The sequence below is a fragment of the Streptomyces sp. NPDC051684 genome (genome assembly GCF_044453445.1).
Taxonomy (GTDB): domain Bacteria; phylum Actinomycetota; class Actinomycetes; order Streptomycetales; family Streptomycetaceae; genus Streptomyces.
This window is the reverse complement of sequence record NZ_JBITCS010000038.1, coordinates 57,148-79,748: the sequence shown is the minus strand read 5'-3', so window position 1 is coordinate 79,748 and position 22,601 is coordinate 57,148. Positions and strand designations below refer to the sequence as shown.

At 68.2% G+C, this 22,601-nt stretch carries 19 protein-coding genes and 1 pseudogene; 7 read left to right on the top strand and 13 right to left on the bottom strand.

The annotated features are described in order from the left end of the window. The first annotated feature begins 177 nt into the window (after positions 1-177). The gene (locus ACIA8D_RS34210) at positions 178-828 is read left to right on the top strand and encodes a superoxide dismutase (protein WP_399238121.1); all 651 of its coding nucleotides are present in this window, start codon (positions 178-180) and stop codon (positions 826-828) included. A 788-nt stretch (positions 829-1,616) separates the two neighbouring features. Here ACIA8D_RS34210 and ACIA8D_RS34205 read toward each other — a convergent pair. Together ACIA8D_RS34205 and ACIA8D_RS34200 are read right to left on the bottom strand one after the other, a co-directional pair. Then, complete coding sequence (locus ACIA8D_RS34205; protein ID WP_399238120.1) at positions 1,617-1,757, bottom strand: hypothetical protein; 141 nt, start codon at positions 1,755-1,757, stop codon at positions 1,617-1,619. A 386-nt stretch (positions 1,758-2,143) separates the two neighbouring features. Beyond that, complete coding sequence (locus tag ACIA8D_RS34200) at positions 2,144-2,335, bottom strand: hypothetical protein (RefSeq protein WP_399238119.1); 192 nt, start codon at positions 2,333-2,335, stop codon at positions 2,144-2,146. A 258-nt stretch (positions 2,336-2,593) separates the two neighbouring features. On the opposite strand from ACIA8D_RS34200, the gene ACIA8D_RS34195 reads away from it, so the two are divergent. The 3 genes from ACIA8D_RS34195 (at position 2,594) to ACIA8D_RS34185 (ending at position 5,250) form a co-directional block, all read left to right on the top strand. Beyond that, on the top strand, positions 2,594-3,646 hold the full coding sequence (locus ACIA8D_RS34195; RefSeq protein ID WP_399238118.1) for a hypothetical protein: 1,053 nt from the start codon (positions 2,594-2,596) through the stop codon (positions 3,644-3,646). 7 nt (positions 3,647-3,653) lie between these two features. Further along, positions 3,654-4,055: a hypothetical protein gene (locus tag ACIA8D_RS34190; RefSeq protein WP_399238117.1), complete on the top strand. Its 402-nt coding sequence runs from the start codon at positions 3,654-3,656 to the stop codon at positions 4,053-4,055. A gap of 97 nt (positions 4,056-4,152) precedes the next feature. Next, on the top strand, positions 4,153-5,250 hold the full coding sequence (locus tag ACIA8D_RS34185; protein ID WP_399238116.1) for a hypothetical protein: 1,098 nt from the start codon (positions 4,153-4,155) through the stop codon (positions 5,248-5,250). Between the two features lie 961 nt (positions 5,251-6,211). Here the strand turns inward: ACIA8D_RS34185 and ACIA8D_RS34180 are convergent. Together ACIA8D_RS34180 and ACIA8D_RS34175 are read right to left on the bottom strand one after the other, a co-directional pair. Further along, on the bottom strand, positions 6,212-7,027 hold the full coding sequence (locus ACIA8D_RS34180) for a hypothetical protein (protein ID WP_399238115.1): 816 nt from the start codon (positions 7,025-7,027) through the stop codon (positions 6,212-6,214). 1 nt (position 7,028) lies between these two features. Continuing rightward, positions 7,029-11,552: an AAA domain-containing protein gene (locus ACIA8D_RS34175; RefSeq protein WP_399238114.1), complete on the bottom strand. Its 4,524-nt coding sequence runs from the start codon at positions 11,550-11,552 to the stop codon at positions 7,029-7,031. An 827-nt stretch (positions 11,553-12,379) separates the two neighbouring features. Between ACIA8D_RS34175 and ACIA8D_RS34170 the strand changes: the two genes are divergently transcribed. Further along, positions 12,380-12,676, top strand: a complete 297-nt coding sequence (locus tag ACIA8D_RS34170) for a hypothetical protein (protein ID WP_399238113.1) — start codon at positions 12,380-12,382, stop codon at positions 12,674-12,676. Between the two features lie 260 nt (positions 12,677-12,936). On the opposite strand, the gene ACIA8D_RS34165 is transcribed toward ACIA8D_RS34170, so the two are convergent. From ACIA8D_RS34165 to ACIA8D_RS34130, 8 genes and pseudogenes are all read right to left on the bottom strand, one after another. Continuing rightward, on the bottom strand, positions 12,937-14,256 hold the full coding sequence (locus tag ACIA8D_RS34165) for a nucleotidyltransferase (protein WP_399238112.1): 1,320 nt from the start codon (positions 14,254-14,256) through the stop codon (positions 12,937-12,939). Continuing rightward, complete coding sequence (locus ACIA8D_RS34160) at positions 14,253-14,795, bottom strand: SLATT domain-containing protein (RefSeq protein WP_399238111.1); 543 nt, start codon at positions 14,793-14,795, stop codon at positions 14,253-14,255. Before ACIA8D_RS34160 ends, ACIA8D_RS34165 begins: the two co-directional genes overlap by 4 nt. 475 nt (positions 14,796-15,270) lie before the next feature. Then, positions 15,271-15,364 (bottom strand): annotated as a pseudogene (locus ACIA8D_RS34155) (IS5/IS1182 family transposase); the annotation flags it as partial. A 216-nt stretch (positions 15,365-15,580) separates the two neighbouring features. Then, a complete protein-coding gene (locus tag ACIA8D_RS34150) occupies positions 15,581-15,796 on the bottom strand; it encodes a hypothetical protein (protein ID WP_399238110.1) in 216 nt (71 codons plus the stop codon). 237 nt (positions 15,797-16,033) lie between these two features. After that, positions 16,034-16,687: a DUF5134 domain-containing protein gene (locus tag ACIA8D_RS34145; RefSeq protein ID WP_399238109.1), complete on the bottom strand. Its 654-nt coding sequence runs from the start codon at positions 16,685-16,687 to the stop codon at positions 16,034-16,036. Next, a complete protein-coding gene (locus ACIA8D_RS34140) occupies positions 16,684-18,216 on the bottom strand; it encodes a PepSY-associated TM helix domain-containing protein (protein WP_399238108.1) in 1,533 nt (510 codons plus the stop codon). Before ACIA8D_RS34140 ends, ACIA8D_RS34145 begins: the two co-directional genes overlap by 4 nt. Before the next feature lie 202 nt (positions 18,217-18,418). After that, entirely contained in the window at positions 18,419-19,024 is a 606-nt protein-coding gene (locus ACIA8D_RS34135) for a sigma-70 family RNA polymerase sigma factor (protein WP_399238107.1), read from the bottom strand. A gap of 176 nt (positions 19,025-19,200) precedes the next feature. After that, positions 19,201-19,968, bottom strand: coding sequence for a hypothetical protein (locus ACIA8D_RS34130; RefSeq protein WP_399238106.1), 768 nt, complete (start codon positions 19,966-19,968; stop codon positions 19,201-19,203). Between the two features lie 127 nt (positions 19,969-20,095). On the opposite strand from ACIA8D_RS34130, the gene ACIA8D_RS34125 reads away from it, so the two are divergent. Further along, positions 20,096-20,812, top strand: coding sequence for a hypothetical protein (locus ACIA8D_RS34125; RefSeq protein WP_399238104.1), 717 nt, complete (start codon positions 20,096-20,098; stop codon positions 20,810-20,812). A gap of 222 nt (positions 20,813-21,034) precedes the next feature. Further along, positions 21,035-21,628, top strand: coding sequence for a sigma-70 family RNA polymerase sigma factor (locus ACIA8D_RS34120; RefSeq protein ID WP_399238103.1), 594 nt, complete (start codon positions 21,035-21,037; stop codon positions 21,626-21,628). 71 nt (positions 21,629-21,699) lie between these two features. Here ACIA8D_RS34120 and ACIA8D_RS34115 read toward each other — a convergent pair whose 3' ends face one another. Beyond that, positions 21,700-22,329, bottom strand: coding sequence for a DJ-1/PfpI family protein (locus tag ACIA8D_RS34115; protein WP_399238102.1), 630 nt, complete (start codon positions 22,327-22,329; stop codon positions 21,700-21,702). Between the last annotated feature and the right edge of the window lie 272 nt (positions 22,330-22,601).

Sequence of the window (22,601 nt, the reverse complement as noted above, 5' to 3'; positions counted from 1 at the left end):
AACGGCTCAACGACCACCCAGGCCTGATCAGTCAGCTCATGACGACGCACCACGAAAACACCAACGCGCCAACCACTTTGCGGACACGACCTAGGTCCAACGCCGCATCGCACCGTATCTTTCCTGCTGCTAGCGTGCACCTGCACATCAATCGCAATAATGTCAGAGGTGTTGGAGATGGCGATCTACACGCTGCCGGAGCTTCCGTACGACTACGCGGCGCTGGAGCCGGTGATCAACCCGCAGATCATCGAGCTGCACCACGACAAGCACCACGCGGCCTACGTGAAGGGTGCGAACGACACCCTGGAGCAGCTGGCGGAGGCCCGCGACAAGGAGTCGTGGGGCTCGATCAACGGCCTGGAGAAGAACCTCGCGTTCCACCTCTCCGGCCACATCCTCCACTCGATCTACTGGCACAACATGAACAGCCCGAAGGACGGTGGCGGCGGTGAGCCGACCGCCGCCGACGGTGTCGGTGACCTCGCGGACGCGATCACCGAGTACTTCGGCTCGTTCGCCGGATTCAAGGCGCAGCTCACCAAGGCCGCCGCCACGACGCAGGGTTCGGGCTGGGGCGTGCTCGCCTACGAGCCGCTCTCCGGGCGCCTCATCGTCGAGCAGGTCTACGACCATCAGGGCAACGTCGGACAGGGCTCGACCCCGATCCTCGTCTTCGACGCCTGGGAGCACGCCTTCTACCTGCAGTACAAGAACCAGAAGGTCGACTTCATCGAGGCCATGTGGGCCGTCGTCAACTGGCAGGACGTGGCCAAGCGTTACGCCGCCGCCAAGGAGCGCGCCAACAGCCTGCTCCTCACCCCCTGATCGCACCGGGGATCCAGATGTCCTGCTCGTGATCGTCTTCTCAACCTTCACCGGCAGGCACGCGAAGGGGTCCCGCCGACCATGCGGTCGGCGGGACCCCTTCGCCACGCGACAGTCACCCGAATCCGTCAGCCCGCGCGCCCGCTTCTCCTCGATCCGCCCGAACTTCCACCCCAGCGGGGCCACCTACTGAGGCAACGAAGAACAGACCGACGCTGACGTCGAGCCCACCAACCCGGTCCCGGAACGTACAGATAGGCCTTCTCTCCGATCAGGCCCGGTAGTTCGACCGTGCCGATGACGAGCCCTGGCCCGCCGACGCGCCAGCGTCCTGTGGGCACTACTGCGCGACCACCGGGTCTTCACCACCACAGCCCCGCAGCTCGCACAAGCAGCTTGACATCGTCATCGAAACTCCTGGCGAACACGGGTGATCTTGTTCGAGAACCCATCCACCAGAAGCTTCGCCGCTACGCAGGGCTGTCCAACTCGCGGTCAGCGCACCCAGCTTGGAAACGGCTCAGTGTCCGGTTGGTGCGGCCGCACTTCCCGACTACCGTCCAGCCAGCTCGGCTCACCCACCGAAGAAGCTCAACCGAACGTGACGGTTGGCGTTGTCCTTGTTGGTGTCCGCGAAACTCCGTTAAGACAACCCCAGCCTATCCGGATGGCGACGCACGCCTGCCCAGCCGTGGTCATCACCTCGCGAGGTGATACTCACCCATCTCAAGCCTTCACCTGCCTTCAGCCATGCCCTCCCTCAACCGTTGATCACTCTGGAACAGGCATCAGACCGAGTCGACGACCTGATCCAGCAATGCGTCCGTCGCTTCATCGAAGAGCACGCCGCTGATTCCGGAGACCTCTCCACCCGTGCGGTAGCGGACGCGCACCACATCGGCGAGATACTGGTCCGCGCCTACACTCAAGCTGGCATCGCATTACGGCGTTCAGACACCTAAACCACCTGGATGATTTGCTCCTCAACGGGGCACAAGGGTTGCGCGAAGCAGTCAACAGCGTCGGTCGCCAATGAGTCGGACTAACGGCTCAACCCCACTCGAGACCTACCCATGGCGAGCACGTCAGAAATTGTGCCGGGCCGCGCTGCCTTGCCCTGTCCGATGCCGTTTTGCCTGATCAGAGCAGCACTGGCGGTTCGGTGGGTGCCGGGCCCGTGCTGCACCGTCCACGGCGTCCGCGCTCCCCTTGCGCCCCATTATTGGCAACCGCTGACCGGCTATGGCCGGTCAGCGACCGCTCCGTGGAGCCAGGCGGCCTTTGCCGCCATCCCGCGGTCACGTATCCAGGAGGGTCACAGGCGCCCGGGGACGGGGGCGTGGCACTCGAGGATCTGCCGGGCCTCCCTCCGGCGAGAGCGGCGGGGGTGCAGCAGGGCGACGCCGACGATGACGACGTAGACGGTGATCCAGATGTACAGGACGGTGATCAGGGCCCAGAGCAGGGGCCCGGTGGTCGGGAGAAGTGCGGTCAGTGCGGTGAGCATGGTTCCTCCTGATGTGCTGCCGGGCCGTGCGCTCCGGCGGTTCCCCCAGGGCACCAGGCCCGGTGCGTCCGGCCCGGGTAAAGGTGGGGGTCTCTATTTCCTGAAGGCACGTCCTCTTCCGACGGAACTGGGTAGGTTCGCGGCATGTCTTCTCCTGGTGGTCCGGTCTCCGCTGATCAGCAGCTCGTCGAGCACGCGCGTCGGCACGGTTGCGTGGTGTCGGCGAAGCAGCTTGCATCGTGGCGGCGAGCGGGGCTGTTGCCGGAACACACGAAGCGGGCGCTGGGCCGCGGGCGCGGGAGCACGTCGGTTCCGGACGACGAGGCATTCGGTCTGGTCGTGGCGCTCGCCCGGCTGGCGCGGAGGGGCGCTCGGCCATCTCATCTGGCGCTGGCGCTGTTCGGCGACGGACACCCGGTGTCGGAGGAGACCGTGCGGGACGCCTTCGGCAAGGCGGTCCGGGGCCTGGGCGCCGGGCTCGGCGAGGAAGGTCCGGAAGAGGGGGAGAACGAGGAGGAGTGGGCGGAGCGCGTCGCCGACGAGGTGGTCGCCTCGGGGCAGCGGGTGCGGCTCGTTCCCGCGCGGGTGCGTCGGATCGATGAGGGCATCGCCCGGTACATGCGTGACCGGGGGGTGGTGTGGCCCCCTCCCGAGCTGGCCGACCTGGACGCGAACCCGGAACCTCCGAGCCTGTCCGGCGGGGAGGTCACGGCTGCCGCGGTGACCACGGTGCTGCGTGGAGGTGCCGCCGTCACGCCGCAGGGGATCGGTGACGTGCTGCGGGCCGTGCAGCCGACGGGGTGGGGTAACCCGGGGGCGTCACTGGCCGAGTACACGGTCGATGACGTCCCTGATGCCGCCCAGGAGGTGTTCCTTCCGGACGGCGGGATGAGCACCGTTCCCGACGGTGACGTCCGCGGCGCCCTGCTGGGTCTGGCGGAGACGGCCACCCTGGAGGACCTGCGGGACGCCTGGGAGGTGAGCGGGGCGACCCGCGAGTGGGCGCTGGACCTGTGCGCACGGGTCGAGGCGGAGCTCGAGGCCGGCGAGCTGGGCGACGCGGCCCTCGCCTGGCTGATGGGCAGGGCCTTCGTGTCGGGGCTAGTGCTGATGGCCCAGGTGGGAGACCGCCACTGGTCCCCCACGGACCGGGCGTCGGACACCCTGATCCTGTTGATGATGCGGCGGTCGTTGCGCGACCTCGACGGCAAAGTGCCGGACTGCCAGTGGGAGCTGCTCGGATCCCCCGCCGTGATGCCGGCCCCGCTGATCCCGTTCCTCCAGCCGCGGCACGCATCCGAGATCCAGTAGGAGAATCATGAACCAGAGCCCTCGTGAGACCGTGGCGGCGGCCATGGCCGAAATGGCGGTGCTGCGCGCTCTCCAAGTGGCCGGTCGGCGCTTGCTCGCGCGGCGGAGCCGGGCGGTACGGGGCCCTCTGCGGACCGTCCCTCCGTGGGAGCTGCATGTCCATCTGCCGGTTGGCGATACCGATCTGGCGCTGCTCCTGCGGGATGCGTGGGTCATCCCGGAGGCTGTCGGACTGCCCTCGGCCATGATCGAGGAACTGGATCAGCACGTGCGGATTCTGCTTGCCGCAGGGCTCGGGTACCGTCGGGACGACTTGTTCAAGACCTTGTCCCGTCTGCCGCTGGAACAGCTGGTGCTCCCTTGGGACGCGCCTGCCGGGACGGACAAGGCTCATGCCCCGAGCAAGTGATCCGGTGGAGCTCAGGGCGGCAGGCGTCCTGCGGTACTGCACGGGTGAGACCGTCGAACCGTATGACCGCTGCCCCCGGTGCGGTGATTTCCATGAGGTGCGCGCGGACCTCAACGGGCGCTTCGACTTCATGTGCGGCGGCGATCGGGCGGTTGAGGTCACACAGGTGACCAGCAGCGTGGCTGAGCAGAACCGGCGCTCCTGGGAGCCGTACCTTAACGAGCGTGCGGTGCCCGAGTTGAATCGGGGCTGGCACGTGGTGTTCGAGAGCACGGCGAAGGCAACCTACGGGGGGCGCAAGGGGAACCCTCGTTTCAGGGATGCCCTGACCGTCATCAGCCCGGCCCTGGCCGAGCTGGAACGGCGTGGCGTGAACCGCTTCGGCCCCGGCACGGCCTGTATCGAGCGGCCATTCCATGAGGATGCGTGCCCGTACGGCGTCCTGGGCAGTGCTGGGGTGGCCTTCGGTTGTTCAGTGCCCAGCGAGACGAGTACCGGCTACATCAGCGCCGGCCTGCTGACGGGGTACGACCAGATGCCGGCTTTCAACCCGGGCCACTGGGCCAGGAGAGCCGAGAAGAACCGACACCGTGGAAAGCCCCCACCGCCCTCTCCGGTCCCGGAATCTCCCCGGATGGGCCCGGTGTTGTGGTCGTTCGATCCGGGCTTCCTCACTTTGCTGGAGAAGCGCCGGGCCGAGGACGAACGGAAAACGGCCGAGACAACGCGGGCCCTTTTCCCCGGTCGCCATACCGATGCCGAGCTGGTCGAACTGGCCCGCCGGGAGGTGAGTGAGCGGGCCGCCCTCGCACGATCCATGACCTGGCGGACCCCGCTTCCTGCGAAGCCGCCGCCCATCGCTGACGCCGACGGTGGAACGGAACTGGTGGAACTGCTGGAAGTCGAGTTCGGGCTGCACGAGGACCTGGCCTTGAAGCTCGACGCGGCTTCTGACCGACCGCACCGAGAGGTGTTCTTCTGGCTCACCTGGATGCGTTCCTCCGCATGGCACCGCCTCGCCGACCCGGGCCTGCTGCCCCAGCGGTCTCCGAACGTACCGGCCGGCATCAACGGCCTCTGGGTCGGCTGCCTGCTGGACGAGACCCACGTCCTGCACTGGGACCACGACACCGGCTGGACGCGCCTCCCGCTCCCGAACCCGCTGCCTGTACACCGATTCCCCGGCTGCCCCTGACCAACGACTGGACAGGGGCAGCGGCATTTCGGCCCCTCCTGGGCCGGGGTCGGACAACCTTGCACGGGGCTGTACTGGTCGCCCCTTGATTCCGGACCATTCGGGACGAAGACATCCTGTTTCCGTCTCCCTGCCCCAGCCGAAACGCGGGAGAGGTGTCGCGAGAGGCTCTGTGAGTCGCGCTGGAGGCCTCCAGGCTCTTGAGCATCCCCTCCCGCAGGGCATCTACGTGGTGGTCTGTAGTGCGTGCCTCCGACATGCTCGGCGGCGGTCGTGACCTCCCAGTGCGGTCCCAACTCGGCACGGAGCACGACGGGTAGCTGTCGGGCCCTCGAGTCCCCAGCCGAACTGGTCGATCTATACAGCATGTTGGCGCCGCCAGGGCGGTGGAATGCCGCACTGGGTCAAATCGAATAGGGATCGGCGTAGGGCTCGTTCAGGGGCCTGGCACGAGGTCATGGCGTCTTTGGGCCACCCATCAGCGTTCTCCGCATACACCGCGCAAGCCCACGGGCATGGGGCATCAGCATCCGGTGTAGGTCAGACCGCCGACGAGGAGGCGCGGCGGCGGTTGAACAAGTACGCGTGCCTCAGCGCGCCCGAGTGGCTGGAGCACACCGCGATCATGCAGGTTTTCTGCGGAACCGCTGCTGGCGGATCTCGCCGTTCCGGACACCAAGGCGAACCTGCGCCAGGCTGGTGCTTCGGCCGCAGGACTCGACGCCGACACCCGACACCCGCACGGTCCGACTGCCAGGGACTCGTGCTTGCGCAGGCAGACCAGAGCGACGAGCGCGCGCTGGGACGGGGGGAACTTCAAGCAGCGGTCACCCTCGCCGGTGACGATGAGCATCGCGAGCCACCCGGTATCGGTGAGATGAGCCTCAGCAGCGCGACGTTGACGGGTGCAGGGAAGTAGCTGTCGCCTCCCGGTCAGAACCGTCAACGCCATTACCGACGCCTATTGAGGGTTGCTTGCCGCCAGGTCATTGAGCACGGCGTTGACTGTGGACCAGCAGAGGTCGGCTGTGTCGAAGTCTGCGCTGTGTTTGGCTCGCTTTTCCGCGAGCGGGTGGACCAGGTTGCGGTAGGTCCGTAGCAGGTCCGAGGCCATTTTTGCGTCTTGGTCGATCCACTGGTTGGTGTGGGCGTGCTGAATGAGGTCCTGCAGCCGTGTGTCGCGGGCGGGCCGGTTCAGCGGCACGGTTGCAGTTCTGACGTCAGCGGCATGGACGAGGACGCCTTCGAGGAGGCTCCCGAGCATGATGACGGCGGAGGTGTAGGCGCCGTGTTCTTGGCAGATGCGGGCTTCGTCGAGGCGTAGCTGAACGGCGCGGACCAGGCCGGGATCGGAGACGATGTCGGTGATGGCCACCTTCAGTTCTACCCGCTGGGGGCGAGGGGGTTCGTCGGGGTCGTACTCGACGAGGAACGGCTGTCCCTTGCGGTAGTCGATGCGACGACCTTCGAGGGCGAGGACTTCCTGGAGGCGTTGGATGACGGCGTCGTAGTCGGCGGGTTGTTGTTGGTATTCCCGTCGGTTGGCCAGGCGCAGGATGACGCGCTCGGTGTCTCCTGCCTGGTCTTCCTGCCGTTCACGCAGGATGGTGTGTACCCAGCGGTGGCGCGGGCTGCCGTCGTGGTCGGGGACGTCTTCCCAACCGGCCCGGAGAAGGAAGGGAGCAAGTTCCCAGCCGGCTCGGCGCTTCATGCCCGGCTCGTCACCGCAGACCATGGCGGCGAGTTCTTCGAGGGTGCTGTCGTCGTAGTTGTCCATGTCAGTGTCCCTCGCTGTCTTCGTCCGGCTCGCCGTCGTAGGGGTCCGCGTCTTCGTCGGGTTCGCCCTCGGCCAGGCCGACCGGTGTCCAGGGCATGTCGGTCAGCACGTCATCGATGGCTGACTCGCGGACCGTGCGGGGATGGATGCCCAGCTCGGTCAGGCGTTCCCACAGAGGTTCCAGGGCCTCGTCGGGTGAGAGGGCGAAGGCGCTGCTGCGTATGCGCCAGAACGTCCAGCCGGCGCGGCGCAGCTCCCGCTCGCGCTCGGCGTCGTCGTGGATCTGCTGCGGGGTGGAGTGGTGAGGGCTGCCGTCGCACTCCACTGCGAGGCGTCCGTGGCCTCCGGTGACCACGAGGTCGATGCGTTTTCCGTTAACTTCCCACTGGGGCACCACGTCGTAGCCGCGTTCCTTGATGCGCAGGAAGACACGCTGCTCGAAGAGCGAGTCGAAGGGCGCGCAGTGTCGGTCTGCACTGACGTGGGCGGGCTGGTGCGGGTGTGTGTAGGGCGGGGGCGGGCTCACCATGTAGGTGAGCAGGGAGCGCCGCAGGTCTTTGCTGCTGAGCTGGTCGACAGTCAGGGAATGGAAGAGCCACATCTGATCTCGGGCCCGGCTGGCGGCCACGTTGAAGCGTCGTTCATTGTTCCGACCGGTCGCGGCGATGACATTGGCTCCGTCGACGACCATCGACAGGAGGATGACGTCGCGCTGGTCTCCCTGGAATTGCTCGGGTGTGCCGACGAGGATGCTGTGACGTTCACGGGCCGACACGTCGATGCGCTGGTCGACGAGGTCCTGTACCAGTCGTGTCTGGTCGCCGTGGCGCAGGATGATCACGCCGATACTGCGGTCTGCGTAGGCAGGGTCCTGGGTGAGGCGGTGCAGTTCGCTGACGACGGCCTCCGCCTCCGGCCGGTTGATGAGTTTGTCCCGGCGTCCTTCACAGTGACCTTCGGGCACGTGGACGACCTTCAGCGGCGGGAGGCGGTCGGAGCCGTGCTGGCGCAGCAGGACCAGCTGGTTGTCGGGATAAAACTGCATGGAGGACCATTTGATGATCTCCGGCATGCAGCGGAAGTGCTCGGTGAGTCGGATCACATCAGTGAAGCGGGACTGCAGCAGTTCGTACAGGTTGGACTTGGGGTCGAAGCCTTCGCGCTGCCAGGGTTCGAGGCCGGCCATGCGCTCGTCGAAGATCTGGGTGATCCGGTCATGCTTGCTGCCACTGTAGAACGGGGCGCACTGCCGGTCGTCGCCGACGACGATGATGCGGGGCGCGAGCCAGAGCAACAGCAGCCCGTCCAGGCCCACTTGGCTTGCTTCATCAACGATGACGACGTCGAAGGAGTCCGGCTCTGGACTGATCGTTTCCGCTACCTGGTTCAGCGGCATGATCCACGCCGGTACCGCTCCTTGCGCTGTCTGCATGGCTGAGCGCGCGTGACGCTGGTGGCGTTTGCCGTACTCGGTGGTTCCCTGGCCTGCGTTGGCCACGGCGCTGGCGTACGCAGCCAGAGCCTGTTTGTGCTTGGTGGTCATGCGGCTGACGCAATGGAGTGCTGCGCGGTCGCAGACCAGCTGTTCCACCAGGTCGTGCAGCCGGGTTTGAATCTGGGTCAGTTCGCCTTCGAGCTGATCTTCGCGTCCCTGGAGGAGGTGAGTGTCGAGGAAGTCCTGCGCCTGCCGCCATGCCCAGGCCTGGGGCAGCACGGCGAACCGCGAGCGCCAGTGCGGGGCGAGGGGATCGCCGGCGAAGTCCTTGGCAAGTTCGGGGTGGGCCTCGGCAAGGCACTCGAAGAGTTTCCCGGTCTCGCGCCGGTCTGCCTCACGCTGGTATGCCGCAGCCAGTGCATCGACCGCCTGCGCGTAGGCCTGCGCATCACGGGCCGCTGCGGCCTCCGCCGCCTGCCGCAGCTCGTCGACGCCATGCGGGTGGGCCGGCGGAAGACTCTTGAGGAGCTCTTCGAAGCGCTGTGTTGCGGTCCTGATGTGCAGGAGTTGACGGGCCTGGGCCGTGGCCTGGCGGATGTCACGCCACTGCTCGACGGTGGTGACCGGTGTCTGGATCCCGTCGGCCAGCAGGGTTGCGTGGACCTGGCGGATGACCTCCACGCAGGTGTCGACAGCTTGCAGGATGATGGCTCTGTCCAGGAGCTCGGACGTCATCAGTTCGGCAGTGTCCTGTCCGACGACCGATCCGACGCCGGTCCACCTGCCGCGCAGGGTGCGGGCGTGGGCACGCATCTCCAGTTGCCGTACGACCGCAGTGATGTGCTCTCGGCTGGCTGGCGCCATGCCTTCCACCCGGCACTGTTCGAGGAGGAAGCGGGCTTGCTTGACGACGGCCGGCCGGGGCCATCGCGTGTTCAGTTTTCCGGTGCGCAGGACGTGTTGCTCCAGATTGCGGCCCGCGATCAGGAGCTCCTTCTCCTCGCTTTCGGACAGACGGGGGATCTCCACTTCCAGGAAGGAGGCGGCGGCTATCTCGTCGTGGGTCTGCTGTGCACGCTGTGAGGCGTTTCGGATGCTGTCCCACAGTTGCTGCCATCGCTGGGCGATGCCGTCCTGCAGCGCGCGCGTGGACCAGATATCCGCCCGCCAAGAGGTGGGGTCCGCGGACAGCCCTACCCGCTGCAGGGCCTGCTGAGCTCGGTCGAGGAGCGTTTCCAACACAATGAGCCGCGCGTCACCGTGGTCCGCCAGTTCCCGCGCCAGCGGTGTGACCGGCTCGCGGCCGACCGCCTCCTCGGCTCCTTGAAGTTCCGTGATACAGCGAGAAACCTCCGTCGGGTCCGGAAGCGTGGCCGGGTCCGGGCAGTACTGGATGCGGGCGTCGAGGATTCCGGGGCCGTGCTGGGCAACGAGCAGCCACAGTCGCTCAGCTTCGTCCGTGGTCAGAGGCGGGGCCTGCGGGGCCTGGACATCCAGGGGCGGCAGCCACTGATATTCGGCTGCGCCGTGTTCCACGGCCTGCACGATGTCGTCGAGCCGCCCTCGGTAGCCCGGCGCGATCTCGGGGTGCTCGTACCACTCGACCTCGCGTACCTGACGCAGGCGGTCTTGGAGTTTGGCCTGCTCCGCCATGAGCTGGTGCCGCTGCGTCTGCTGATCGTCAATGCGCTGTTGGAGCCGATCGAGGTTCGTTGTCGCGTTCAGGTGCGCCAATGCTCCCAGCGACTGGCTCAGATCGGAGTTACCGCCCTGCCACTGATCGCCTTGGATCACGCACATGCTGCGCAGCTTGGACGGCAGCTGGTCACGCAGCACATTCAGAGCCTGGCTCTTCGCGCTGGTGACCAGGACTCTCTTGCCGTCTGCGAGGAGTGCGGCAATCAGATTGCTGATCGTGTGTGTCTTTCCGGTGCCCGGCGGGCCCTGGACCACGACACTGGTGTCGCGCTGCAGCCGGTCCAGGACATCGCGCTGAGCAGCATTGGTGATCATCGGGAACAGCGGATCCGGTCCCAGCGCCGGTGGCACGGAGCCACTTCCGCTCCCCCAGGCCGTCCGGTGCTCTGGTTCAAGGTCATACAGCAACTGCGCCAGCCCAAGAGGAGCCTGGGTTCCGGGACGCTTCAGTGCCCGGGCGATACTCTCGTAGAAGCCAAGGACGGAGCGCTGGCTGTGTTCGCGCAGGATGAGTGCGGGCGCGAAATGAAGGGACCGCGCCTGGGGTTCAGCGGTGAGGTCGGGATGCTGGCCGGTTGTTGGGTCGAACGGGAGCACGCGGTCGACTCCGAAAGCCCGCTGCGCCCACGAGCGCACGGCCTGTGTCGCCCGGTCCGACAGCGGGTGGAAGGGGACGTCCTCGACAGCGGAACGCACGACCCCCAGCAGCTCCGACGTGTAGCCGTCGGACTCACTGAGGAAGTCGGTGTCTTCCAGTCGGCCGGGGTGCTCCGGCACCAGAGAAACGGTCACGTTGATCGATGCCGGTTCAACGGTAAGAGTCACCGGTGTTGTCACGACGTGCCGGCGGACCCGAGCGGAGGGACGAGCGGCTCCGAGTTGCAAGAGGCCTACGGCCAGGACTACTTCGAAGGTGTCACTGTCCTGCTCGATCTTCTTGGCCATCCGGTACAGCTGCCGGTGCAGTCGCCGCTGCGGCTCGGCCGCCAGCTCCTCCTGCGCCCATCGCATCCACTTGTCGGCCCACGCCTCGTACGCCTTGCGCTCTTCGGGGCTGCCGCTCTCCAGCGCCGGTTGGCTCTCCTCCACAACCGCCTGGGCATCGACCACTTGACGGTCATTCGGAGTGTTGTCGATCAGGCCGGGAGGTTGCGGCCCGGCGGTAACGGCGGCCTCGGGGGACACCCTGCCGTGCAGGATCGCCGGCAGTCGCGGTGCTTCTTGGGGCGCACGGTGCTTGACCACCATGATGCGAGGGTCGGCGTCCACAGCACGGCGCACGGCCCCATCGGGAGCGTCCGCGAGCCACACCGTTTCCGGATACTTGGCACAGTCGCGGACGGTCTTGGAGACGGCGCCCCGCACCAGCTCCTGTAGACAGTCGATCAACACGCGAGTGTCACGGATGGCTTTGGGATCGCTGCCATCTCGTACTACCGGGCGGGCCATCACATCCCCCAAACGCCTGCCACTGTGGCAAGCCTTTCAGGATCCATGGCAGCTGCCCACCAGGCAATGTAACGAGACTCACGCACAACCATTTCCGGACAGGAGGCCCTCCGGTGTACTGCAGCTCGCCACCGGGTTGCGGCGTGTGGGTTCGAAGCGGCTTGCCAACTGTTCTGGCATCTCAGCAGACCGCATGTGTTGGAACTTGTTCACGTCCCCGGTCGCTGGTGCCAAAGGTGTGTGGAACGTGGCCCAGCAGCCGCGCTTGCCGGTCTGCATTGAGAGCAGTCCTGCCTCCATTTGAGCTGCTCATCGAAGGCGGATGAGGCGCCGGTCGCCTGCTCCCACCGATCGATCCAGTCCAAATCGACACGCCACCCATGATCGCAGCGCCCACAGAACATCTGCTGCTCCGCCAGAGATCGATCCGACGTTCCACGGCACCATTCTCCGGAAGCGTCAGACGGAGAACCCAGCCCCAGCCGAGGTCTCGAACCCACCGAAACTCTGCTTCCGCTGCATCTGCTTCGTTGCTGAGCAGATCGACGATCCATTCAGCGGACCTGCCGAGATCCCCAGAACGCAGCGCAGCCGGGCGGCGGGCAGCGCACCGCCTCCGCGGAAGCCAGCTCCGCGTTGAACAGGCACTCGGATATGACGGCTAGTGGCGTGACCGGAAAGGTTCGCCGAGAAGCTCGCGGCACTAGGGTGCCGCTGTGAGGTTGCGCGGAGTCTTCATCGCATTTTTCCTGGTCCCGCTGGCGTGGGGGGTGATCACCCTGCTGAGGGCCGGGGCGGCCCACGGCGTCCCGGACTGCCCGGGGCTCCAGCTGGGCGAGGACGGTGAGGACCACTCCGGCCCCATGCGGCAGGGCTATACCTGCGCGCTCGACTACAACGTCCACGGCGGCGATTCGACCGGCACGGCCACGTACGACCAGCTCAAGTACGCCCAGGAGGTGAAGCGCGGCGACCTCCTAGGCCAGGGCCTGCTGTACACGCTGTACGGAACGGCGGGCACGGCCGCCACCGTGATCGCCACCCGGAAGCGCGCCGACGGACGCTAGCGCCGTGACCGGAAAGGTTCACCGAGAAGCTCGCGACCTCCGGTGCGGTGCATCGCAAGGCGGAGCATCGCCCATGTACTGGATGTACTCAGGTGATGCGACAACGCGGCGAGATACCGCGCCGGGCGTCACGAGCCGGTGAATCTTTCCGGTCGCGGCACTAGAGAACTGCTGCGCTGCAACCCGAGGGCGGATATGTCTGTTGCGACGAGACCCCGGCAGATTCGTCGGGGCCTCGTCACATTCCAAGGAGCGATTCCCTACAAGGCGTTCGCACTCTTGACGCTCGTGTTACCGATCGGCACGTCGATGCGGTCCCGAGCGACGACGACCCCGTCCTTGACTACGTAGCACTCGACGACGTGCTCGCCTTTGAAATCGGAGTGCTCGACGCGGACTCCCCGCTTGGTCGAGTCGACGATCTGGCCGCGGATCGCGTCCCGCCGCTCGGCTTCCGGACCACGATTGAGTACCTTCCACTTGAGCGTGTAGGGCTCCCCGACCGAGCAACTGGTGACCACGAACCTCAAGCCCTTGTCGGCCCTGAGCAGGATCCCGCCGCGACGCATCGCGCGAAGCCAGGTCGGGCGCCATCCGGCCTGCGTGACCTCGCAGTCGATGGACACAGTCTCGGACACGTCGACCGGGAACTCATCCTCGATGAACTCCTCGGTGTTCCTGAACGACCGGGCCGACTCACTCGCGCTCTTCGCCAGCGGCACCGACGTGCCGAAGACCTCGCGCCACTTCTTGTTGGCGGACGTCTTACCACCGTCTTCGATCGCCTCGAGGCATCGGTTGTACGCCTTCTTCGCCTTCGGCTGGAACTGCGCCTTGACGTGGACCCGCTGCCGGCTGCCCAGCGCCAGGTAGTACTCCTGCTCTGGCTGATCCTTGAGGAATTCGAAGAAGTCGCGGGCCATGAGGTCGAACGAGCCTGTGCCCGCTGCGTCGTAGGCGTCGGTCTGGTCGAAGAAGTTGTAGACGAGGGTGTCGATGAGCAGGCCGCCCATGTTTACGCCGTTCGCGTTCTTCCATGCCCGTGCCATCCGAGCAAGGTGGCGCATGTTCGTCGAGGTGCGGTCGTTGCACTCCCGGGTCGCGGAGATCTCCTCGCGCGGCTTGGTGACCTTCCAGCCCCCAGCCTTCGTGTCCGGGTAGTCGAAGCTGCCGTCGACGTTCTGGAATGCCGGCTGGACCTCGAACTTGAAGGCGTTGGACGTGAACTGCACTCGGACGACGCACTGGTCGACGCGGATCTCAGTGTTCTTGTACCGCGCCTTGAGGTCGTCCCGAACCCTCTCGAGAATTCTCCGCGGGCCGGTGTCCCCCTCGTAGCCTGACCGGATCCCGGGCGGAAGGATGAAGACCATGTCGAGGTCGGACAGTCCCTTGATCGCGGTGTGCCGGCCAAACGACCCGACCATCAGCTTGTAGTCGGTGCAGCCGTCCTTGTCGCGAAAGTCCTTGTTAAGCGCCTTCGTGATCTCGTCCCGCCGTGAGGCGACCGTCGTGGCCGTCTCCCCGACCTTCAGGTTCTTGAGCAATGTTTCGAAGATCTCTGAGGTCTTCATCGTCATGCCTCGCCTTCGCCGAGCCGCAGTGCCTCCGGGAGGAAGAGGTCGATCTCGCGCGAGGTGAACGTCATCTCCTCGTTGTTCTGCAGCCCGCCCTGGGCCCGCACGAACGCCCTGCTGCTCGTCCTGGGCGCGTCGGCGTAGGCGTCGCGCGCGGCCTGCTGCAGCTCGTCCCGCCGCTCTCGGCCCTCCGCATTGGAGACGGTGCCGGACATCAGGTCGGCGATGAGGGAGATGTAGGACTCTCGGACGTCCCACAGCCGAGAGGCGATGCCGCGGTGGGCCTCGGACTCCTCCTCGAACTTGAAGGCCTTTGCCCCAAGGCTCATCCAGCTGACCAGGAGCGCGATAGAGGAGGTCGCGAGACTCGTCAGCACTGCGTTGCCGAGCAGGCCGACCACCGCGGCAAGGAAGGTGCCCGAGCTGATCGCGGTGAGACCAATGAGGACGCCCTGCTGCCACCGGTGCTTGTTGAAGCAGATGTCCGCCTGTTTCTCATGGGTCTTGTGGCTGTAGACCACGCGCCCGAAGGCCTCTCGCATCTGCGCCAGAAGGTACGGGTCGCGTTCAGGCACCGCGTCGCTCTCGGGTGTCAATTCGTTCCTACTCAGTCGAGCACTCCTGGACATGCGCCTGAAAGTCAGTTGCACATCTTCTGAGTATGGCGGCGACCACTGACACTCCGACCGACTTGAGCTACCTCGCGTTCAGACCGCGCTCGGTCCGGCCTGCCTTGTGACCTTCTTCTGCGGCAGGTAGAGGAAAGCGGTGGACACGATGCCGCTGAGCGGGCCCCCCACCTTCTCCGCCGCGGCCCCGCGAATCTTCTGGCTCCGGGCCCGGGCGAGGGCGAGGGTCAGAGCAACTGGTGCTGATCCGGCAGCCTGGGACCGGATCTGGCAGCTCGCCGACGCCTGTGCCGCGTACGCGGTCGCGATTCCGCAGGCGGCGCCCCTCCCGGAGCTCCCTGCGTCGTGCGACGAAACGGCCCGCGAGTCGCCGGCGGCCACACGGGGTGCGGCGGTGGGGCATGAGGGAGCCCGGTACCCGGATAGCCGCCGTCGGCCATCGTCAGAGTCTTGTCCACGGCGTCCTTGGCCCCGGATTCCTCTATGCCTTGGAGTTGTTGCGGGTGAATCCTGGCGTGGGTGACCGCTGAGGACGGCGGTTCGCATTGCCTCGGTATCCGTCCCTCCACCAGCCCATGCTTCCGACAGCGCCACCTCCTGTACGAGCCGGAATCGACTGTTCAGCCAGTCTGCTCAACGCATACATGAAGCGCCCCGAGGGCGAATGTCCTCTCCCCCGGAGCGCACCGGCGGCCCCGTCAAACCGCGACCAGTGAGTCCAGCTTCCCTTCCTTGGCCTCCTCCACGAGCGAGGAGAACTGGTCGGCGCTCATCTGCACGCGCTGGCCGAAATCGTCGGTGATGACGATGCGCTTGTCCTCCGGGGCGGCGGGGTCGATGAACAGCTGCGGGCAGCCGCAGTTGCACTTTCCACAGAAGGTGGCCACCTCTTGAAGGCCCGTCAGTTCGGTCATGTCCCAGCTCCCTTCGGACAGTTGTGCAGGGTCTGCTGCCGTCATACCCGGCCGCAAGGCAGCGGACGCGATCGAGGGACAGGGCACCGAAGCACACCCGCTGCGACGATCGCTCCAGCGCGACCGCGATGCATCCGGAACAGGAGAGCGTCCGGGAACCAGGAGCGGTCTCCGGACGACTCACTGAAAGAAAGGCCGCCGCAGTCGGCCCGGCCGGACGTCCTCACACGGTTGTCGTCACACGAGCAGGGCGAACATCACCCCCATGCCCACGGCCATCGCCGCGTGGCAGGCGGGCTCGGAGGCTTCGCCCGCGAGGATCGCGACCGAACGCCCCGCAGGGGCCGTACCGGCAAGACGTTGCTCGTCGAACGCCTTGGCCAGCCAGCGCAGCCCGAGCACCAGGAGGACCAGGGCGAACAGTGCGGCCGTCCACTGGTCGCCGGGTTGCGAGAGCGTCATCGCGCTGGTGGCGTCGGAGCCGGACATGTCCATTCCGGGCATGTCCTGGGCCGCGCCGCCCATGTTCCCGGACATGGCGGAGCCGCTCATCACCGCCGCCATCCAGGCCATGGAAGCCATCATCACGACGTGGGGCAAGGCGCTCGCCAGCGCGGCAGTGCGGGTCGTCGCCCGTGCGGAGCGGGCGAGCGCGGCGCTCGCGAACCAGAGCGCGCCCGCCGAGAAGACGACCACCTGCGGGCCCGCGGGGAGATCCATCCCCCACGGCCAGGTCATCGCGGCCATCGCCGCTCCCATGACCGCGTGCAGGGCGTGGCCCACGCGGTTGACCACGGTGCGTCCCGGCATCGCCGCCAGCCAGAGGGCGTAGCAGGCGGGCAGGACGAAGAGGGCGGTGAGGAGCCACCTCAGCCCGGTCGCGTTGATCATGCGGTCACCTCCTTGTGCTCGGACTTCTCCTCGGACTCGGACTCGGGTTTATGCTCGGAGCGGCGTCGTCGGCGCGCGCCGACGATCAGGTCGACGACGATGAATGCCAGCAGGGGCAGGCCAAACAGGGGGACGAAGTAGCCGATGGCGGCGGTGAGCAGGACCGCCGGGGCGAGGAACCAGCCGGGCAGGCGCCGCCAGGTGCCCCGGGTGGGGGCGCGGCCGAGCGCGAAGCCCTCGGTGCGGGTGGGCCTGCGCAGCCACCACATGCGGTAGCCCCACAGGATCATGCCGATCAGGGCGATCGCGAGCAGGGCGAGCACGATCTGGTTGGCGAGACCGAACAGCAGGCCCATGTGGGCGTCGATGCCCCAGCTGGTCATCTTCGACAGCAGCGGGTAGTCGGCCCAGTTTGCGCGATCGGTGACCTTGCCGGTGGCGGGGTCGACGGCCACGGTGTCGTGACGTTCGGGCCAGCTGCGGGTGTTCTCCTTGACCACGTATGTGGCCTGGTCCTTGGTTGGCGGGCTCACGTTCAGGACGCCGCGCAGTCCGGCCGCGTGCGCGGAGGCCACGACCGCGTCGATACCGACGTCCCTGCCCGAGCTGGTACGGGCGTTCTCCCCTTGGTCCGCGGTCTGTCCGGGCAGGGTCGTCGAGACGGCGGGAGTGGGTCCGGTCAGCGCCGACTGGATCTTGCCGATGCTGGCTCCGGCGTGGACGGACCAGGTCATGCCGGTGGCGGACAGGCCGAGCAGTCCGACCGAGGCCCACACGCCGACCGCGGCGTGCCAGGACATGGTGCGCCGGCGCCCCTTGGCACCGCCTTGGGGGACGAGCACCCGCCGGACGCGTTGGCGTGAGCGTGGGGCGGTCAGCCACAGGGCGAGTCCGCCGAGGATCTCCACCCACAGCCAGCTCGCGGCGATCTCGCTGTAGATCCGGCCGGGCTCACCGAGGTTCAGGTGCCGGTGGAAGCCGTCCACCCAGGACCGGACCGGCAGCCACCATCCGGCGAACGTCCGCTCCTGGCCCAGTACTTCACTCGTGTACGGGTTCACGAACGCGGTCTGGGTGTAGTTGTCGGGCAGGCCGGGCTTCTCGAAGACGACGCGGGTGCTGTCCGTGCGGCCGGTGGCCGGGGTCACCGAGAACAGCGTGCCGTCGGGGACCGCCTTGCGCGCCGCCGCCACCTGGGCGGACAGCGCCTCGGGGGTCCCGTGCGGGGTGACCTTGAGTTCGTGGCGGTAGACGACCGCCTCGATCTGCGGCGTCGCCGTGTACATCAGTCCCGTGACCGCGGCGACGAGCAGGAACGGGCCGATGAGGATTCCGGCGTAGAAGTGGAGCCGGAGCAGGAGCGGGCGCAGGCCGTTCCATGACGCGGGCGGCCTGGTGCCGTGTCGCGAACTTCCCGTGTCCGCGCATGGTTCGGCGGCCAAGACTGTCGGATCGTCCTCGGGGGGTGTGGGGGCGGGATCGACTATGGATATGTCCGTCGCAGCTTGCGCTGTGTGGCTTTCCGCCATAACGGGCCTTTCTGTAACGGAACGTCGTCCACCGCTTTCGGCGGTCCGGTGTAGTGGTCGGCCGCGAGGGCGGGCGAGTTCCCGGCGTCTTGCCGTGAACGGGGTCACGGCAAGGCCGTAGGAGGTGTGGGTGACGGGCCGACGCCGCGCTGCTCGGCCGGCATGGTGTGTGCGGCGGAGGGCGGCGTCGGCTCGTGTCGGGTCAGGCCGCGGCGAGTTCGGGCGTGCCGGGCCCGGGTGTCGGCGGCGCGGTGTCGGCGAGAGACCGCGTCAGGAGGGTGCGGGCCCGTGAGACGCGCGAGCGCACCGTGCCCACAGGGCAGCCGGCCAGCACGGCGGCCTCCGCGTAGGACAGGCCGAGCAGTTGCGTGAGCACGAACGCCTCGTAGCGGTCCGGGGGCAGGGCTTCGACGAGTTCCATGACGGCGATGCCGTCGTCGAAGCCGGGCAGTCCCTTGGGCTGGGTGCGCTCGGCGGCGCCCTGCCAGTCGGTGGTGTCGGCGACGCGGGGCCGGGCGGCGGCGTGGCGCAGGCTGTCGGCCACGACGCGGCGCGCGATGGACAGCAGCCATGTGCGGGCGGAGGAGCGGCCTTCGAAGCGGTGCAGGCTCGTCAGGGCGCGCAGGAACGTGTCCTGGGTGAGGTCGTCCGCGGCCTGGGCGTCCTTGGCCAGGTAGGTCACGAAGCGGCGCACGTCCCATTGCAGGGCGCGTACGAAGTGTTCCACGGCGTCGCCGTCACCGCGTGCGGCGGCGAGGGCGATGGCGGTGACCGTGTCGTCGGTCGCCGCGGGCAGGGCAGGAGTCATTGCCCGAGGTCCCTTCTCGGATCCCGTTCGGCGCGCGCGTGAGCGGCTGTCGGCGCGGGGCCGGACAGCTCACGGGCGTGGCACGGGAAAGCGGGAGTTGAGCCGTGCCGACGTCAGGGCGTGGCACGGGAGCGCGTCCGGGCGGCGGTCAGCCGCCGGGCGCGTGGCACCGGCTGTCAGGCGACAGCGGGCGCTCCGGGGGGACCTCGGGTGGCCAGGGTGTGAACGAGAAGCCGCGAGCGCAGCGGCGCGACGGTGGTGAGGAAGCGCCGGACAGGCGCGGGCGTCTCCGCAGCCGGGCACAGGGCCAGGACCAGACGCAGGGGTACGAACGCCCGGTCGGCGACGGCACGCAGCACGCGGAACGTTGCCCGCTCACCCAGCGCCAGCCAGATGCCGCACAGCAGCGCGGCGGCCACGTGCGCAGCGAGCATCCCCCACGACGCCGTGCCCGACATTGCACCCATGTGGTGCATGCCGGCCATGGAGTCCATCCCGGCCATGTCGTGCGCCATCGCACCGCCGCCGTGCCCGGACGGCATGTGCATCTGCTCGGTGAGACCGGTCCGCACCGCCAGGTCGTAGGCGCGGGACGCCGCTTCGGGCGTGGGATCCCCGCACAGCAGCAGGCGGGCCCACTGCTCGGGCGTGGCCGCGGCGGACGCACCGGTGGGCGTGGTGGCGTGCCCGAGTGACTGAGACAGGGTGAAGGCGGCGTGCAGGCACGCTTGCACCGCCAAGGTCAGCGCGACCACCGTGCGCCGTCGCCGCTCCTCGGCGGCGAACAGCCAGCCCGTCAGCGCCGTTCCGACGGCTGCCAGCACGAGTACGGGCCACGGCAGCGGCGTGCCGGACATCCATACGTGGCCCACGGCAGCGAGCACGACGCACACGGCGGCGAACATCGCGGCGCGGGACGCGCGGGACAACCGGCTGACGGACACAGGCACATCTTGGCACTCGTGGCGTGCGCCGAGGAGCACCGGGGCGGTCTCGGGATGCGGGTGGTGCCGGAGTGATTTCGGCAATGCTCCGTGAGGCCGGGCGGCTTGGTGGGAGCATGAGCGCGCCATGACTGCTGGACGGTGTGCGCGCGGGGTGCGGACCGGGGTGTTCGCGGCGATCTGCGTCACGCTCGCGGCCCTGGGGCACGTCGTCATGTCCGGCGCCGGGGTCCCGTGGTGGGCGCTGCTCCTGGCCCTGCTCATGACGGGAGTCGTCGGCTGGGGGCTGTCGGCCTTCGAACGCGCCGGCCGGACCGTGGTGACGGCCTGCGTCGGCATCCAGGTCGCCCTGCATGTGGCCCTCTGTCTGGCGCAGGCCGCAGCGCACCCGGGCGTCGGTGGGTCGCTGCCGCGCCGCTGGATCGCGTACCTGCTCTGCACCGCCCCGCCAGCACCCGACGTGCGGACCGGCTCCATGCCGCCCATGCCCGGGATGAGTGGCGCGACGGGCACCGCGATGCACGCGATGCCCGGCATGGGCGCCCCGGGTCACGGTATGAGTGCCGCGTCCTCGGCGGGGATGCTCGCCGCGCACCTCCTCGCGGCAGCCCTGTGCGGCGGATGGCTGGCCCGGGGCGAACGCGCCGCCTTCGACGCACTGCGGGCCGTCGAGTCCTCGCTGACGGCACCGCTACGGCTGCCCCTACCGTGCCCGCTCGCGGCGACCGACAACGACGATGGTGTCCCCGCGCACCGGCCGATCTCCGACCGCGCTCCGCGCCGCCTGCTGCTCGCCCGGGCGATCACCTCGCGGGGGCCGCCGGTTCCTCTCGCTGTCGCCTGACGACAGCCGGCACCACGGCGCCAACCCCACACCGGCGCCGTGCGGCGACCGCGTGCTGCGCATCCGGCCGCCCCTCACCCTTCACCGCACCGGGACCACGTCACCGCGTGGCCAGGCGGTCCACACCGCCGCGGCCCGAGGCGGGCCCACCACCACGCCCGTGCGGCACCGCGCCTCCGCCGCGCTGATGCGGTCCCGGTGCCGCCCAGAGAGGCACACCAGGTGATCACTCCTGCCCTGCACGACCCACACGACGCATGCGCGACAGAGCTCGCCCTCGCCGCCCGCGGTGGCGAACCGCACGCCACCGACCTGTTCGTCCGGGCCCTGCACCACGATGTCCTGCGCTACGTCACGCGCCTGTGCACCGATCCCCACCTCGCCGACGATCTCGCACAGGACACCTTCCTCCGCGCGCTCGGCAGTCTGCACCGGTTCGAGGGGCGCTCCTCCGCTCGGACCTGGATCCTGTCGATCGCGCGGCGGGCGGTCGTCGACAGCTTCCGCCGGGCGGCGGCCCGGCCGCTCCTGTCGGACACCGACGACTGGCAGGACACCGCGGAGCGCGCCCAGCCCCGCTGCATCCCCGGGTTCGACGAGGGCGTGGTCCTCACGGCGTTGCTCGACGCCCTTCCCGACCGGCGCCGTGAAGCGTTCGTCCTCACCCAGCTCCTCGGCCTGCCGTACGCCGAGGTGGCAGCACTCACCGGGTGCCCGGTGGGGACGGTCCGCTCACGCGTCAGCCGAGCCCGCGTGACGCTGATCGAGCAACTGGATCACGCCGAACGACACACGACGGCCGACGCACCCGCCTGACCGGCACACGCCCCGCGGCCCGGTCGGATCGTGAGCCTGCCGCTCGACGGTGAACGAACGGCCAGCCGGGTTCATTCATGCGGGAACATCGCGAACAGCTTCTTCACGACGTCGGGACCCGCAGACTCCTGGGTCCCGGCGTCGTACGGCGGTTGGGGTGCGTATTCGAGGAGGAGTTGCACGGCCCGGGCCGTGTCGTCGCCGGAGATCAGCCCGGCCAGGGTGAGAGCCATGTCGATGCCGGCCGAGGCTCCCGCCCCGGTCGCGTAGTGGCCGTCGACGACGACGCGTTCCTTCACCGGGGTCACCCCGTACGCGGTGAGCTGGTCGAGAGCTCCCCAATGGGTGGTCGCACGTCGACCGGTGAGGACTCCGGACGCGGCGAGGACCAGGGCGCCGGTGCAGACGGACGTCATCCAGTCGGCGGTCTCGTCGGCGTGCCGCAGCCAGGTGTGCAGCGCACCGTCCTTCATCTGGTCCGCCTGTCCCGGGCCTCCGCCGACGATCACGACATCGGGGTGCGGCACGTCGTCGAGCCGGGCCACGGCGTCGATCGAGAGGCTGCGCAGGTCGTTACGGATGAGGCCGGGGGTTTCGGCGACGAACACGGTCTCGGTGTCGGGCAGTCGGCCCAACACGTCGTAGGGGCCGATGACGTCGATGGCCGTGAAGCCCGGGTAGAGCACGATCGCGACCTGCATGGGGAGCCCCTTCGCTGGTTCCGGCTGGGACGAGGTGTGCCTCCCGTCCGTACACAGAGGGAGTCGCGGCGGTGCGGTACCGAGTTCCCGGCGTCAGCCTGGCGAGTCCGGGCCACCGCCCGTCCCGCGTTCCGGGAACTCCGGGGAACGGGGCAGACGGCGCAGCCGTCGCCCGTGCACTCGTGCTCGGCCGCGATGCGGGTTAAAACCCGGTACGTCACCCGCAGTCGGGCCCCCATCGCGCTCAGCCGCGCGCTCTGTCCGCCGACCTG